Annotated in this window: 14 protein-coding genes; 5 read left to right on the plus strand and 9 right to left on the minus strand. The window is 63.0% G+C overall.

Features of this window, described 5'->3' with window-relative positions; all coding sequences use genetic code 11:
* Positions 1 to 12: 12 nt before the first annotated feature.
* The 3 genes from ABCV34_RS07995 to ABCV34_RS08005 are packed head-to-tail and all read right to left on the minus strand — an operon-like array spanning position 13 to position 4,229.
* Positions 13 to 1,761, minus strand: a complete 1,749-nt coding sequence (locus tag ABCV34_RS07995) for a ClcB-like voltage-gated chloride channel protein (RefSeq protein WP_345795696.1) — start codon at positions 1,759 to 1,761, stop codon at positions 13 to 15.
* A 9-nt stretch (positions 1,762 to 1,770) separates the two neighbouring features.
* Positions 1,771 to 2,820 carry a cytochrome d ubiquinol oxidase subunit II gene (locus ABCV34_RS08000; RefSeq protein WP_345795697.1) on the minus strand — a complete coding sequence of 350 codons (1,050 nt, stop codon included), beginning with the start codon at positions 2,818 to 2,820 and terminating at the stop codon, positions 1,771 to 1,773.
* Complete coding sequence (locus ABCV34_RS08005; protein ID WP_345795698.1) at positions 2,817 to 4,229, minus strand: cytochrome ubiquinol oxidase subunit I; 1,413 nt, start codon at positions 4,227 to 4,229, stop codon at positions 2,817 to 2,819. Before ABCV34_RS08005 ends, ABCV34_RS08000 begins: the two co-directional genes overlap by 4 nt.
* A 32-nt stretch (positions 4,230 to 4,261) precedes the next feature.
* On the opposite strand from ABCV34_RS08005, the gene ABCV34_RS08010 reads away from it, so the two are divergent.
* The 4 genes from ABCV34_RS08010 to minE all read left to right on the plus strand — a co-directional run bounded on the left by ABCV34_RS08010 (position 4,262) and on the right by minE (position 8,042).
* Complete coding sequence (locus ABCV34_RS08010; protein ID WP_345795699.1) at positions 4,262 to 6,013, plus strand: glutamine--tRNA ligase/YqeY domain fusion protein; 1,752 nt, start codon at positions 4,262 to 4,264, stop codon at positions 6,011 to 6,013.
* An 8-nt stretch (positions 6,014 to 6,021) separates the two neighbouring features.
* On the plus strand, positions 6,022 to 6,849 hold the full coding sequence (gene minC / locus ABCV34_RS08015) for a septum site-determining protein MinC (RefSeq protein ID WP_345795700.1): 828 nt from the start codon (positions 6,022 to 6,024) through the stop codon (positions 6,847 to 6,849).
* Positions 6,850 to 6,954: 105 nt separating this feature from the next.
* Positions 6,955 to 7,770 carry a septum site-determining protein MinD gene (gene minD, locus ABCV34_RS08020; protein ID WP_345795701.1) on the plus strand — a complete coding sequence of 272 codons (816 nt, stop codon included), beginning with the start codon at positions 6,955 to 6,957 and terminating at the stop codon, positions 7,768 to 7,770.
* Between the two features lie 2 nt (positions 7,771 to 7,772).
* A complete protein-coding gene (gene minE / locus ABCV34_RS08025; RefSeq protein WP_345795702.1) occupies positions 7,773 to 8,042 on the plus strand; it encodes a cell division topological specificity factor MinE in 270 nt (89 codons plus the stop codon).
* A 4-nt stretch (positions 8,043 to 8,046) separates the two neighbouring features.
* Here the strand turns inward: minE and ABCV34_RS08030 are convergent, their stop codons facing one another.
* The 3 genes from ABCV34_RS08030 to ABCV34_RS08040 form a co-directional block, all read right to left on the minus strand.
* Positions 8,047 to 8,931: an AEC family transporter gene (locus ABCV34_RS08030; RefSeq protein WP_345795703.1), complete on the minus strand. Its 885-nt coding sequence runs from the start codon at positions 8,929 to 8,931 to the stop codon at positions 8,047 to 8,049.
* A 91-nt stretch (positions 8,932 to 9,022) separates the two neighbouring features.
* The gene (locus ABCV34_RS08035) at positions 9,023 to 9,964 is read right to left on the minus strand and encodes an N-carbamoyl-D-amino-acid hydrolase (RefSeq protein WP_345795704.1); all 942 of its coding nucleotides are present in this window, start codon (positions 9,962 to 9,964) and stop codon (positions 9,023 to 9,025) included.
* Positions 9,965 to 9,989: 25 nt separating this feature from the next.
* Positions 9,990 to 10,661 carry an aspartate/glutamate racemase family protein gene (locus ABCV34_RS08040; protein WP_345795705.1) on the minus strand — a complete coding sequence of 224 codons (672 nt, stop codon included), beginning with the start codon at positions 10,659 to 10,661 and terminating at the stop codon, positions 9,990 to 9,992.
* A 104-nt stretch (positions 10,662 to 10,765) separates the two neighbouring features.
* On the opposite strand from ABCV34_RS08040, the gene ABCV34_RS08045 reads away from it, so the two are divergent.
* Positions 10,766 to 11,650, plus strand: coding sequence for a LysR substrate-binding domain-containing protein (locus ABCV34_RS08045; protein WP_345795706.1), 885 nt, complete (start codon positions 10,766 to 10,768; stop codon positions 11,648 to 11,650).
* 46 nt (positions 11,651 to 11,696) lie between these two features.
* On the opposite strand, the gene ABCV34_RS08050 is transcribed toward ABCV34_RS08045, so the two are convergent.
* Genes ABCV34_RS08050 through ABCV34_RS08060 form a run of 3 tightly spaced genes read right to left on the minus strand, consistent with a single transcriptional unit; the run spans position 11,697 to position 13,787 of the window.
* A complete protein-coding gene (locus ABCV34_RS08050) occupies positions 11,697 to 12,377 on the minus strand; it encodes an amino acid ABC transporter permease (RefSeq protein WP_345795707.1) in 681 nt (226 codons plus the stop codon).
* Positions 12,378 to 12,390: 13 nt separating this feature from the next.
* Positions 12,391 to 13,068, minus strand: a complete 678-nt coding sequence (locus ABCV34_RS08055) for an amino acid ABC transporter permease (RefSeq protein ID WP_345795708.1) — start codon at positions 13,066 to 13,068, stop codon at positions 12,391 to 12,393.
* Between the two features lie 14 nt (positions 13,069 to 13,082).
* Positions 13,083 to 13,787 carry an amino acid ABC transporter ATP-binding protein gene (locus ABCV34_RS08060; protein ID WP_345795709.1) on the minus strand — a complete coding sequence of 235 codons (705 nt, stop codon included), beginning with the start codon at positions 13,785 to 13,787 and terminating at the stop codon, positions 13,083 to 13,085.
* Between the last annotated feature and the right edge of the window lie 19 nt (positions 13,788 to 13,806).

Genomic DNA, 13,806 nt, shown 5'->3' on the forward strand with positions numbered 1-13,806 from the left:
TCACAGTATATCTTACGACCGGCGACGCGGCGACAGCACGAAGGCATCCTCGCTGTCCACCGCCCGCTTCAGCTGCGAATAGCGTTCCAGCAGATCCGATTTATAGACCACCCCCAGCAGGCGGGCCGGCTGGTCGCGGCTGATCACCGGCAGACGCTCGCCCTGAAAGGCGCTGAACAGCGCCTGCGCCTCGTCCAGGCTGAGGTCCGGATAGAGCGGCTTGACGAAATCCAGCCGCAGGACCTCACCACAGGTCTTGGACCCGACGTCGATCTCCCCCAGCATCATGCGCGTCAGATCCTGCTGGGCGATCACCCCCTGCCAGCCGCCTTCGGCATCGACGACGTACAGGTATTTGACCGGATAATCCAGGAACATTTCCTGTGCCTGGCGCACGGGCGCATCGGTGCGCACCACCGTTTCCGCGGGACGCAACAGGCTGTCCAGACGTGCCTCGCGCAGGCGCTGTCGCAGCGCCTGGTTATCCTCGTGGTGCAGGGTGACTTCATACATCACGGCCTGGGCCAACCCGCGCGAGACGTAATACGCCACCACGCAGGCCAGCACCAGCGGCAGCACCATCTGATAGCTGAGCGTCATCTCGAAAATCATCAAGATCGCCATGAAGGGCGCGCTGGTGGCAGCCGCCAGGAACGCCCCCATGCCGACCAGGGCGAACACGGCGCCATGCCCCGCCAACGCCGGCCAGGCATCGCCCAGCAACTGGCCAAACAGCACCCCCAGGGCGCCGCCCACGAACAGCATCGGCGTGAACACCCCGCCCACCGCCCCGGAACCGGCCGTCAGCGCCGTGGCGAGGACCTTGCACAGCAGCATCAGCAGCACTGTCTGCCAGGCCCAGTCGTCATGCAGCAGCGACAACACCACCCGATTGCCGTTACCCGCCATCTCGGGCAACTGGGTCAGCAATGCCCCCAGCAGCAGCCCCCCGAGTGCCAGCTGCAGCGGCAGCCAAAGGCCTGTGCGGCCGAACAGTGTTTTGACGCCATGAATCGCACGCAGGAACTGCGCCGCCCCGACGCCCGCCAGGACACCCAGGGCCAGGCAAGGCAGCAGCAGGTCGGCGGGCGCAGCCGCCAGATCCGGCAAGGGATAGCGGGCCTCGTAGTGTCCGGTCAGGTGCATGACCAGGCTGGAGACGGCCGCGGCCACCAGCAGAGGCCCGAAATTCTGGAAGGACATGGATCCCAGGATGATCTCGCCGACGAACACAGCCCCCGCCAGCGGCGCCCCGTAGGCCGCCGACACCCCGGCTGCCGCGCCACAGGCCGCCAGCAGCCGCAGATGCGCCGTATCGACCTTCAGAAACCGCCCCAGACCCGATGCCCACAAGGCGGCCAGATGCACCATGGCGCCCTCTCGGCCGATCGATCCGCCGCTGGCCACTGTGCACAACGAAGACAGAGATCGCAGGAGCCCCTGCCCGATGGACATGCGACCATCACCGATGGCCACCGCCTCCATGTAGCCGGAATGCGCGTCGCGCGACACGCGCCGCGCCGCCACCAGCAAAATGCCCGCGCACAGACCGCCGATCGCCGGCACCAGCACGCGCAAGGTCCAGGGGAGACCGCCCATCACTTGCGTGATCAGACCGGGATGATCGGAAAAAAGGCGCTGGATCGCATGAATGCCCGCATGAAAGGCGATCGTCACCACCGCCCCACCCAGGCCGGCGAACGCCGCCCAGAAGAGCATGGCGATCACCCCGTCGGCCCTCAGGCGCGGATACCGTCCCATGATCAGGTCCTAGCCCCGGAAACGCGGCGGGCTGGGCGGACGCGACCGGCCCAGCATGCGCCAGTACACCCACAGGTTGAAGATGATCGCCACCGGAAACGCCACCACCGTGGCCGACAACGCCAGACGCAATGTCGCCACCGGCGCTGCCGCATCCCACAGGGTGACTTCGTCGAGCACCAGATAAGGGAAGAAACTGTAGGCCAGCCCGCCCAGCAGGAGCAGCAGGATCACCAGCACCAGCGCATACGGCAAGGCCGAGGCCCGGTAGCTGTGGGCGATCATGCGCTGCAGCGTCATTTCAGTGAGCACGAAACACAGCAGCAGCAGGCCCCAGACCATCCCGACCGCCAGCCAGTGGCGACCATCCCCCCACTTCAGGAAGACACCAGCATTGGAAAAATCCAATACCACCGAAACACCCACCGCGCCCACCGCGCTCCAGCGCAGCGTGCGCCGCGCCCAGCCGACCGCCCGGACGCGAAGTTCGCCCGCCTCGCGCATCATCAGCCAGGCCGCACCCAGCAGGCTGTAGACCGCCACGGCGCATACCCCCATCAGGGTCGCAAAACCCACATAACCGGCACCTGCCTGGTAGGCGACCGCCACCTGGGCCAGGAGGTACCCATGGGAAAATGCCACCAGGACGGCACCCGCGCCAAAACCGAACAGCCAGCGCCCCTGTTGTTCCGCCGGGGCACGCAGGCGCCACTCGAAGCAGACCGATCGCAACAACGTCCCCAGCCCCAGCAGGGACAGGGGCACGTACAGACGCCCCAGGGTCTGAGACCAGGCATAGGGAAACGCCACCGCAAACAGCCCCACGCCCAGGAACAACCAGAATTCGTTCGCATCGCGCCACGGGCTGAGCAGCGACAGCATGCGCGGCCGCAACGCCGGCGGTGCCACCAGGGACACGCACCCCACGCCGATATCGAAGCCGTCGAGCAGCACCCCCGCGACCAGGATCGAGAAAAACACCAGCATCAGCGCCAGAGGCATCCAGAATGCGGGATCCTGCGCCCCCAGACCCAGCAGGGCCGCCAGCGAATCGATCATGCCCGTCCCCGGTAGCGCGCCACGGGGACGACCCCATAGCGCATCGTGTGCCCCAGCAATTGGCGAAAGCCCAGCACCAGGGCGCCATACACCAGCACCTGTAGCCCCAGGACCAGCCACAGCCCGCCCTCGCCCTGAACCGTGCCGATCTCGCGCAACGTGACGGTTCCGTAGATCGCGTAGGGCAGGCTGCCGACCAGCAGATGCCCCCAGCCGACCCCCTGCAGGATCAGGGCCAACCAGGCCGTGACCCGCAGGCCGATGCGCCCGGCCGGCGTCAGACTGTCGGGCTCGAACCCCAGCCGGCGCCCGGTCCACAGCGCCCACACCGCCATCAGCCCCAGCAGCCCAGTCAGCAGAACGGCCAGGCGCGACGAGGCATAGGTCAGCCAGACAGGCGGACGCATGCCGATCAGGTCATTGAGCCCCTGAATTTCCGGGACGGCAGGGGGATTTTCGGCCGGTGATTTCGGCGCATCAGCGGCGGTTTCCTTCGGCCCGGAACGCGGCGCGCCATCCAGTGCCGGTTTCGGCGGCAGCCAGTCTGGCGGGATACTGGGCCCCGGCAGCGCCCAGGTGTTGCGTCCGCCAGCCACATCCAGCCAGGCAAGCAGGGATGCGTGTTCGGCCGGCCCGGTGACCCATTGCGGAATGACCGCCGCCGCCCGGGCCGGCTGCACGGGCAGCAGCTGGCGCCCCAGCCCGGCGACCAGCACCGCCTGCGCCACCACTGCCACCAGCAACAACCATGCCCCGCCGGCGAAGACCGATCGGTCCCCCGCGTCGCTGGGCCGGGCTCGCGTACGCTGGGCCGTGAGCGACAGCATCAGGGTCGCAGCGAGGATGAGCGCGCCGCTGGCCAGCACCCCGAACAGCGCGGGGGCCGCGCCACCCAGCAGGGCGAACCAATCCTGGATCTGGTAATGATTTTCCACCAGTCTCGCGCCAACCGGCCACTGCAGCCAGGCCAGCAGCACCACGACCCACCAGGCGGTCAGCGATGTCCCCAACGCCACCATCCCGACCACCGCCGTGTGCGCCGATTCGGAAAGCCAGCGCTGACCATACAGCATGGCGCCCAGGAAACAGGATTTGAAGATAAAGGCGGTCAGGATGGCCATGCCCAGCAACGGCCCCGCGACCTCGCCCGCCCGATCCATGAAATCGGGCCAGAGCGTACCCAGTTGGAAGAGCAGCGGCAGACTGGCGGCAAAGCCGACGATCAGTGCCAGCGCATACACACGCACCCAGAAACGGTAGGCGAGCAGCGCCGCCGCGCCCCGGCGCGCACGCAGGCGCAGGACGAACAATACCCAGGCCAGCCCGAGTTCCAGCGCCAGAAAAAGCAGCATGAAACCCAGGCTGAGATAGAACTGGGTCAGCGACAGAACCCATGCGGTTTGAGTCATAATGTGCGCTAGTTTATTATGCACCGGATTGTATGACCACCGACTCCGCGCCCGTTTCGAATTTCCTGCGCACCATCATCGACAACGATCTGAAATCGGGTCGCTACCAGGGCCGGCAGTGGGCGCCCCCGCCCAGCCCGGCGGCGGTCCGCCGCGCCGGCGCGATCGACCCCGCCCGCATCCGCACCCGTTTTCCGCCCGAACCCAACGGCTATCTGCACATTGGCCACGCCAAGAGCATCTGTCTGAATTTCGGCCTGGCGCGCGACTACCAGGGCATCTGCCATCTGCGCTTCGACGATACCAACCCCGAAAAGGAAGAAGACGAATACGTCCACGCCATCATCGACATGGTCCACTGGCTGGGCTTCGACTGGGTTCAGGACGGTACGGAACACTGCTATTTCGCCAGCGACTATTTCGACACGCTGTACCAGTTCGCCGAAGCCCTCGTGCAGGCGGGCCACGCCTATGTCGACGAGCAATCGGCCGACGAGATGCGCGCGACACGCGGCACGCTGACCGAAGCCGGTACGAATTCACCCTGGCGCGACCGCCCAGCCACCGAATCGCTGACGCTGCTGCGCGAGATGCGGGCAGGCAAACACCCCGACGGCAGCATGGCCCTGCGGGCCCGCATCGACATGGCCTCGCCCAATATCAACTTGCGTGATCCAGTGCTGTACCGCATCCGCCACGCCAGCCATCACCGCACGGGAAATGACTGGTGCATCTATCCGATGTATGCCTGGGCGCATCCGGTCGAAGACGCCCTGGAAGGCATCACGCACAGCATCTGCACGCTCGAATTCGAGGACCAGCGCCCTTTCTACGACTGGATCCTGGAACACCTGGCCGAACTCGACCAGTTGGCCGCACCGCTGCCGCGCCAGTATGAATTCGCGCGCCTGAACCTCAGCTACGTGGTCACCAGCAAACGCAAATTACGCCAGCTGGTCACCGAAGGCCACGTGAACGGCTGGGACGACCCCCGGCTGCCCACCTTGGCGGGTCTGCGCCGCCGGGGCTATACGCCGGGCGCCATCCGCCTGTTCTGCGAACGGCTGGGTGTGTCAAAGGCCGATTCCCGCATCGACTACAGCGTGCTGGAACAGGCGCTGCGCGACGATCTGGACCCGGTCGCGGCCCGCACGGTCGCGGTCCTGGATCCGGTCAAACTCGTCCTGACGAACTTCCCGGCGGACCATGCCGAACCTTGCTCGGCTCCGCTCAACCCCCACGATCCCGACGGCGCCCGGCGCAAATTCCCCTTGACGCGCGAACTCTGGATCGAACGCGACGACTTCCGCGAAGAACCGCCGAAGAAATACTTCCGTCTGTTCCCCGGCAATCTGGTGCGCCTGAAATACGGCTACGTCGTGCGCTGCACCGGCTGCGTCAAAAACGACCAAGGCGAAGTCACCGAAGTTCATGCCGAATACCTGCCCGACACCCGCAGCGGCACACCCGGCGCCGACGCCATCAAGGTCAAGGGCGCCATCACCTGGGTCAGCGCGGCACACGCGATCGCGGCCGAGGTCCGGCTCTACGACCGGCTGTTTCGCGACGCACACCCCGACCGCGGCGACCAGGATTTCCTGCAGGCCATCAATCCGGATTCCTGCCACGTGACGCAGGCCTGGCTGGAACCCGGCACCCAGGCTGAACCTGGCACGACCTGGCAATTCGAACGCCTCGGCTATTTCGTCGCCGACCGCGAAGAATCCACCACCAGCCATCCGGTGATCAACCGCGCCGTCACACTGCGCGACACCTGGGCCTGATACACGCCATGGCCACCACCTCCACCACCCTGGATTTCAAGAGCGCCACACTCTACACACTGCGCGCGGTGCTGCACACGGACGATACCCCGGCCCTGTTGCAGGCGCTGGACCAGCGCATGCAGGAAGCCGGCGCCTTCTACGAGAACGAGCCCGTCATCCTCGACGCTCAGGGTCTGTCCCAGGCACCCGACTGGAAGGCCCTGGTCGCCGCGATGCGCAAGCATCACCTGCACCCGATCGGCGTGCAGGCCGATCCCGACCTGCTGGGGTCCGCCCTGAAGGCCGGTCTGGCGCCACTGGAAGCCGCCGCCGGCAGGGCATCCGCGCCTCGTCCCGAACCCACCGTTAGCGCGGGCGCCGAATCCAGCACCGACATCGGCGCCGGCACAAGGTCGCGCCATGGTGCCACGCCCGCGCCCCAGGCCGCCAACGGTGCCCCGACATCCGTCCCCGACACCGCCACGGCATCCATTCCCGACAGCGTACCCGGCGACCAACCGGCGGGCCAGACCCTGGTCATCCGTCATCCGCTGCGATCCGGCCAGCGCATCTATGCCAAAGGCGGCGACCTGATCATCATGGGCATGGTCAGCCAGGGCGCCGAAGTCATTGCCGACGGGCACATCCACATCTACGGCCCACTGCGCGGCAAGGCGATGGCGGGCGCCCAGGGACGCACCGACGCCATGATCTTCACGACCCAGCTGGACCCGGAACTGCTCGCCATCGCCGGCGTCTACCGCGTGGTCGAGACAAAGCTGCCGGACTCATTGCATAATCAGGCGGCCCAGGTGGTGCTGGACGGGGAAACACTGCACATCCGGGCTTTATAAGAAACCCGTCACACCCGGATACGTACATCGTGCAGCAGTGCACGATTCCCGGGTCTTTTTGCTTTACGATGTCATGAATTTTGAAATCAGGGGAATACGGACACCATGGCGCGCATCGTTGTAGTCACCTCCGGCAAGGGCGGGGTCGGCAAAACCACCACCAGCGCGAGCTTTTCGGCCGGGCTGGCCCTGCATGGCCACAAGACAGTCGTGATCGACTTCGACGTCGGGCTGCGCAATCTGGACCTGATCATGGGCTGCGAACGCCGGGTCGTCTATGATTTCGTCAACGTGATCCAAGGCGAAGCCACCCTGAATCAGGCCCTGATCCGCGACAAGCAGCTGGAAAACCTGTACATCCTACCCGCCTCACAGACCCGCGACAAGGAAGCCCTGACCCGCGAAGGCGTGGAAAAGGTCCTGAACGACCTGGACACAATGGGCTTCGACTACATCGTCTGCGATTCGCCCGCCGGGATCGAAACCGGCGCCATCATGGCCTCGTACTTCGCCGACGACGCCCTGGTCGTCACCAACCCGGAAGTCTCCTCGGTGCGCGATTCCGACCGCATTCTGGGGATCCTGTCGGCCAAATCACGCCGCGCCGAAAAGGGCGACGATCCCATCAAGGAACACCTGCTGCTCACCCGCTACAACGCCAAACGCGTCGCCGATGGCGAGATGCTGTCGCTCAACGACATCGAGGACATCCTGCGCATCCGCCTCATCGGCGTGATCCCCGAATCCGAGATCGTGCTGCAGGCCTCCAACGAAGGCGTCCCCGCCATTCACAAACGCGAATCCGACGTCGCCCAGGCCTACCAAGATGTGGTGGCGCGCTATCTGGGCGAGGAAAAGCCCCTGCGCTTCGTCGACTACGAAAAACCGGGCCTGTTCAAGCGCCTGTTCGGAGGCAAATGACCATGTCGTTCCCGTTCCTGGATTTCCTGCGCGGCGAAAAAAAGAAGTCGGCCAGCATCGCCAAGGACCGCCTGCAACTCATTCTGATCAACGAGCGCAGCAGTGGGCGCAGCCCGGACTTCCTGCAGCAGATGCAGCAGGAACTGATCGCAGTGATCTCGAAATACGTCCAGATCAACCCCGACGACATCAAGGTCAACCTGGACCGTCAGGATTCTTTGGAAGTCCTGGAAGTCAAGATCGAGATGCCGCCAGCCGAAGCGCGGGTCTGATTCCTCAGATCCACTCCAGCGTCGCCCAGACCACCAGCGGGATCGTGCCCACGGACAGCAGGTTGCCCAGCAGCACCACGCTGGCGACCGTCCTGGGCTCCACCTTGTACTGCTCGCACAGCAGATAATTCAGCACCGCCGGCGGCAGCATCACCGACAGCGCCACCAGGCGCGACCATTCCGGCGTCAGGGGCAGCAGCCACAGCACGAACGGCAGCGTCAGGGCACCGGCCAGCAGGTACAGGACGTTGATCCTCAGGGCCAGCCCCAGTTGCTCGATCCGGTCCTGCGACAGCCGCACCCCCAGTGCGAAGAGCATCAGCGGGATGGCGATCTGTCCGGTCAGATCGAACGAAGTGGTGACGAACGGCGGCAGCCAGTCCCGGTGCGGGGCCAGCGCGGCCCCAAGCACGGCCGCCCAGATATTCGGATTGCGCAGCCACAGCCAGCGATTGCTGCCGCGCGACAACAGAAACAGGCCCAGGGAGAACTGCAGCAGGTTCGAGATCACGAACAGCACGACAATGTCGCCTAGCAGATCCTTGCCATAGGCCAGCATCATCAGGGGAATACCGATATTGCCCGTGTTGCGGAACATCCCCGGCACCAGAAACGCCGGCCGGATCACCCCGGGACGGCGGATCAGCGACAACAGCAGGCCTGGAATCACGATGATCAGCACCCCGGCCACCACCAGCGGCCAGCCCTGCGCCAGGTTCACCGGATTGTCCAGCAGGGCGGAAAACACCAGTGCCGGGCAGAACACCATCACATTGGCATGATTGATGAACTCCATATCCGGTGCACGCGCCTGGCGCCTCCCGAAGGCGAATCCCAGGGCCGCGACGACGAAAACCGGCAGGACGATGTTCAGCAGTGTGAAGAGCATGGGGGATGACCGTCGGACGCAAAGGCGACCAGTGTATAAATAAACAGGGCTGCCTGCGCAGCCCTTTTACCTTGTCGACGGCATGCTCGCCTTACAGCGAATCACCAGCCCCCACTCGATCGACGATCAACTGGTAGTGCTCCGGCCGTCGATGCCGATCAAAATCGAATATGTTCTTCCTGAAGTTCTCACCCATGGTCAGATCGATCGACGCCGTGATGACCTCATCGTCCTCCGTTGCTGCCTGGGCAACGATTTCACCTGCGGGAGAGACGATGACGGACCCACCAATCAGATGAAAGCCATCCTCATAACCAGTCTTGCCCGCGGCAGCGGCCCAGACGCAATTCTGATAGGCGCCCGACTGCATGGACAGCAGGTGGGACTGCATGCGCAGATGCACGGGTTCATGCCAGTGAATGTTGTGCGCCGGGGTGTTGTAGCCCAGAACGACCAGCTCGGCGCTCTGCAGCCCCATCACGCGCCAGGTCTCGGGCCAGCGACGGTCATTGCACAGACACATCCCGGTACGGACACCATCCAGGTTCCACACGCGCCAGGTTTCTTCGCCCACGTCGAAGTATTTTTTCTCGAGATGCTGAAAGGGCGCTTCAGGCTTGTAATCCACATGACCAGGCAGGTGAATCTTGCGGTATTTACCCACGATGCTGCCCGATTTATCCACCAGGATGGACGTATTGAAGCGCCTTCCTTCGGGGGTCAGTTCGGCATACCCCAGATAAAACCCGATTCCCAATCGCTTCGCATCATCAAACAGAGGCTGCACTACCGCATTGGGCATGCTTTTCTCGAAATAGCGAGCCTCCACTTCCTCTATCGGATTCCAATAGCGCGGGAAAAACGTGGTCAAGGTCAATTCCGGGAATACCACGAAATCAGACTTTCGCGCGTGCGCTTCGCGCAGCATTTCCAATAATCGCTTGACGACGCTTTCCCTACTATCGGCCAGATCGATCCCTCCCACCTGGGCGACAGCCAGACCAAATTTACGGGAGAAATTCCGTGTATGCATACTTGCTCCTGATTCAAGAATCGATTCAGCCCGCGTCCAGCACGCGGCCCAATGCCATGGCGACCGCAGCCATGGTGGGGTCGACAACGGGTACGGCCAACTGGTCTTCCAGCCAGGCCCGATACTGCGGCATGCCCGCGCATCCCAGTACCAGAACCTCCGATCCATACTCATCGCGCAACCGCCTTCCGACCTCCAGAAGACGCGCGCGAGTCGTCCCTTCATCCTGCAGTTCAGCCACGCCCAAGCTCAGTGGCAGTTCACCAGCGATGCGCGACGCAATTCCTGCAGCGGCATAGGCACGCGCATGCCGATTCATCAGCGTTTTCAGGATCGCGATGACCCCAACACGCTGCCCCAGACTCATGGCAGTCAGCAGACCGCACTCCTGGATACCCAACACAGGCTTACGGGTCTGGTCACGTGCAAGGTAGAGCCCAGGGTCACTGAAGCAAGCAATCACGTATGCACCGACCTGATCCCCCCGCGTCTGCTCGAGATCGGCAACCAACCTGCCGACGAGCAACGCTGCGGATTCAACATGCTGCTCCGTCTGGATGCCAGGGGGCCCATCACGCAGCGTCATACACTCGATCCGAGGCCCGGCATTCCATTCGAAAGGCGCCAGGCTGGCTTTCAAGCCTCGTGTAACCTCGACCAGACAGTTCGGATTGATGACGTATATAGTCTTGTCCATAGCGATCTCTTGCAGCGGTATTTCATTCTATCGTCGGGCAGGATCATTGCCGATATACTGATTTGTCCTTGAGTATTAACCTCGTGTTATGGGGCTAAAAAGCAGTGAACCTGAAACAGATCAATACGTTCCGTGCAATCATGGTGACCGGCTCCATCAGCTCGGCGGCCAAACTTCTGTTCGTCTCACAGCCCGCGGTCAGCCGCCTGCTGGCCCACACCGAGCAACAACTCGGCTACCCGCTATTCGAGCGGATCAAAGGCAGACTTTATCCAACAACAGAAGCCCGGATTCTTTTCAACGAGGTCCAGACCGTTTATCACGGCATCACACGCGTCACCAGCCTCGCCACGCAACTCGGCGAAAAAAAACAGGGTTTGCTCGGGATCGTCAGTAGTCCCAGCATCGGTCATGGCCTAATCCCCCGGTGCATTCATCGCTTCACCCTGTCTCACCCCGGTGTGCGCATCCGGTTCCGGACACTCACTTACGACTCGCTGGTCCGCAGCGTTCTGGATGGCGAAAGCGAACTCGGCGTGCTCTTCGTTCCCACGAATCACCCCAACCTTCAATCCACTCATGTCGGGACCATCCCCATGGTCTGCATACTGCCCGTGGACCACCCTCTGGCAGTCCAGGATGCGATCGACGTCTCAACACTCACGGATGAAAACATCGTGTCCTACCGAAGCGGGTCCCCTCTGGCCAAGGTGATCGACGGCATCTTCGAAGGCCAGGAAAAACAGCCGAACGTCTCCATCGAGGTGGACGCCCAGCAAAACGTCTGCGACCTGGTTTCGCAAGGCCTCGGATTCGGCATCGTCGACCAGACCATCGCAGCCAGCCAGAGCGGAGAAACACTGGTGGCCCGCCCCTTGAACCCGAGCCATTCCCTGGAACTCTATCTCGCGCACTCCCGCTACGAACCCCTGTCGCTGCTGGGCCGCGCCTTCGGAAACATTGTGGAGCAGGAAGCGGCCCTTCTCTGAAACCCGAGGCCACGGGCATGCCGTCCATACCGCTAATCCCGGTTTCTTAGTGACTCATCCTGGCAAGTTTGCGTTTTTCCAGCTTGCTCAGATAGCGCACGATCGGCAGCAGAATGATCAGATACAGGATGGCAGCCAGAACCAGCGGCGACGGGTTGTAGAGTAGCGCCTGGGCATTGCGGGCCAGATACAGCAGCTCAGGCAAGGACACGGCGCTGGCCAGCGTCGTCAGCTTGACGACCTCCAGCATGTTGCTGATCAGATCCGGCATCACGGCCCGGGTTGCCTGCGGGATCTGTACGTGGATCAGGGCCTGCAGGCGCGATAATCCGGTCGATCTGGCCGCTTCCATTTGCCCCTTGGGCACGCTCTCGAACCCTGCCCGGAACACTTCACCAAAATAGGAACTGGTATTCAGGGTAAAGCACAAGGCGACCGCCGCGAGCTTCGGAATGCCGATGTTCAAAAAAGGCAGACCAAAATAGATGAAAATCAGCAATACCAACGGTGGCAAGGCCCGGAACACGTCGATATATACGACCAGCAGGGCGCGCAACACGCGGTTATGCATTTCCTGCGACAGGACGGCTGCCAACAGACCAAAGGCGAGCCCCAGGGGTATCACCAGGGCGGACAACCACACCGTGGTCAGCAGGCCTTCCAGCAAATAGGGCGTGACACTGCGGTAAATGTCAAGATTGAAGAAATTTTGCAGTAATTCTTGCATCTGGATGTCTCGCCTAATTCTTCCACTGGAACCGGCGCTCCAGCATGCGGCTGGCCAGCACGATCGGTACGAAAATCACCAGACACCCCAGTGCACCCAAGGTCAACGGTGTAGCGTTTCCCAGCGTGCTGCTGGCGGTTTGTGAGTTGTTGAGCACTTCACTCAGGCCGACGATCGCCCCAAGCGCTGTCGACTTGGTAATGGCGATGACCCGATTGGTCAGAGGCGGCACCGCCAGCTTGCAGGCCTGTGGCACGATGACCCAGACCATGGACTGAAACCAGCTCATGCCGGTGGAGCGGGCAGCCTCGCCTTGTCCTTTGGGAATAGACTGGATGCCGGCCCAGAAGATTTCTTCCGCAAACGCGCTGAGCACGAGCGACAGAGCCAGCCAGGTCGCGAAGAAGGCGGTCATAGAAATGCCGATGTATGGAAAGGCGAAGAACAGGACCATCAGCAACACCAGCGGCGGCATGGCGCGCATGACATCGGCAAAGGCAATGATGAAGAAATTGACCGCGGGAACACGCATGGCACGGACGAACGCCAGCACGAGTCCGACCACCAGCCCGGTCAGCGTGATCAACACCCCGAGCTGCACGGTCACCGCCATGCCCTGCAGCACGGGGGTCACCGCCTGCCGGGCGATGTCCAGATTGAAGAATGCGGCGTGCAAGGCATCCAGATTCATACTGAAATCCCCCTTCAGTAGTGATGCGATACGCTGGCCAGAAAGGCCTTCGTGCGCTCGTGGCGGGGGTTGCCGAAGATTTCCTGCGGTGTGCCCTGTTCCACGATGTTGCCGCCATCCATGAAAACCACACGGTCGGCCGCAGCCATCGCGAAGCTCATTTCGTGGGAAACCACGACCATGGTCATGCCGCCGGCCTTGAGATCCTTCATCACCTTCAACACACTACCGACCAGTTCCGGGTCCAGCGCGCTGGTCGGTTCATCGAACAGTACGATCTTCGGGTTCAGCGCCAGGGCCCGTGCAATCCCCACCCGTTGCTGCTGGCCACCCGATAGTTGATCCGGATAATAGTCGGCCCGATGCTCCATCCCGACCCGCTGCAGTGCCTCGCTCGCCCGTGCCTCAGCCTCCGTGCGTGGCAACTTCTGCACCTTGCGCAAGGCCAGCGCCACATTGGACAGGACGGTCATGTGCCGGTACAGGTTGAAGTGCTGGAACACCATGCCGATCTTTTGCCGGATGCGATTCAGGTCGGCCTTGGGCGCGGTGATTTCCTCGCTGTCCACGAGAATGGCGCCGGACGTCGTTTCCTCGAGCCGGTTGCAGCACCGCAGCAGGCTGCTCTTGCCCGACCCGGATGGGCCGATGATGAAGACCATCTCGCCCGCCTGCACGTCCAGATCGACGCCCTTGAGCACCTCGGTGGTTCCATACATCTTATGCAAGTTCCGAAGC

The organism is Castellaniella sp. MT123 (assembly GCF_039614765.1).
Classification (GTDB): Bacteria; Pseudomonadota; Gammaproteobacteria; order Burkholderiales; family Burkholderiaceae_B; genus Castellaniella.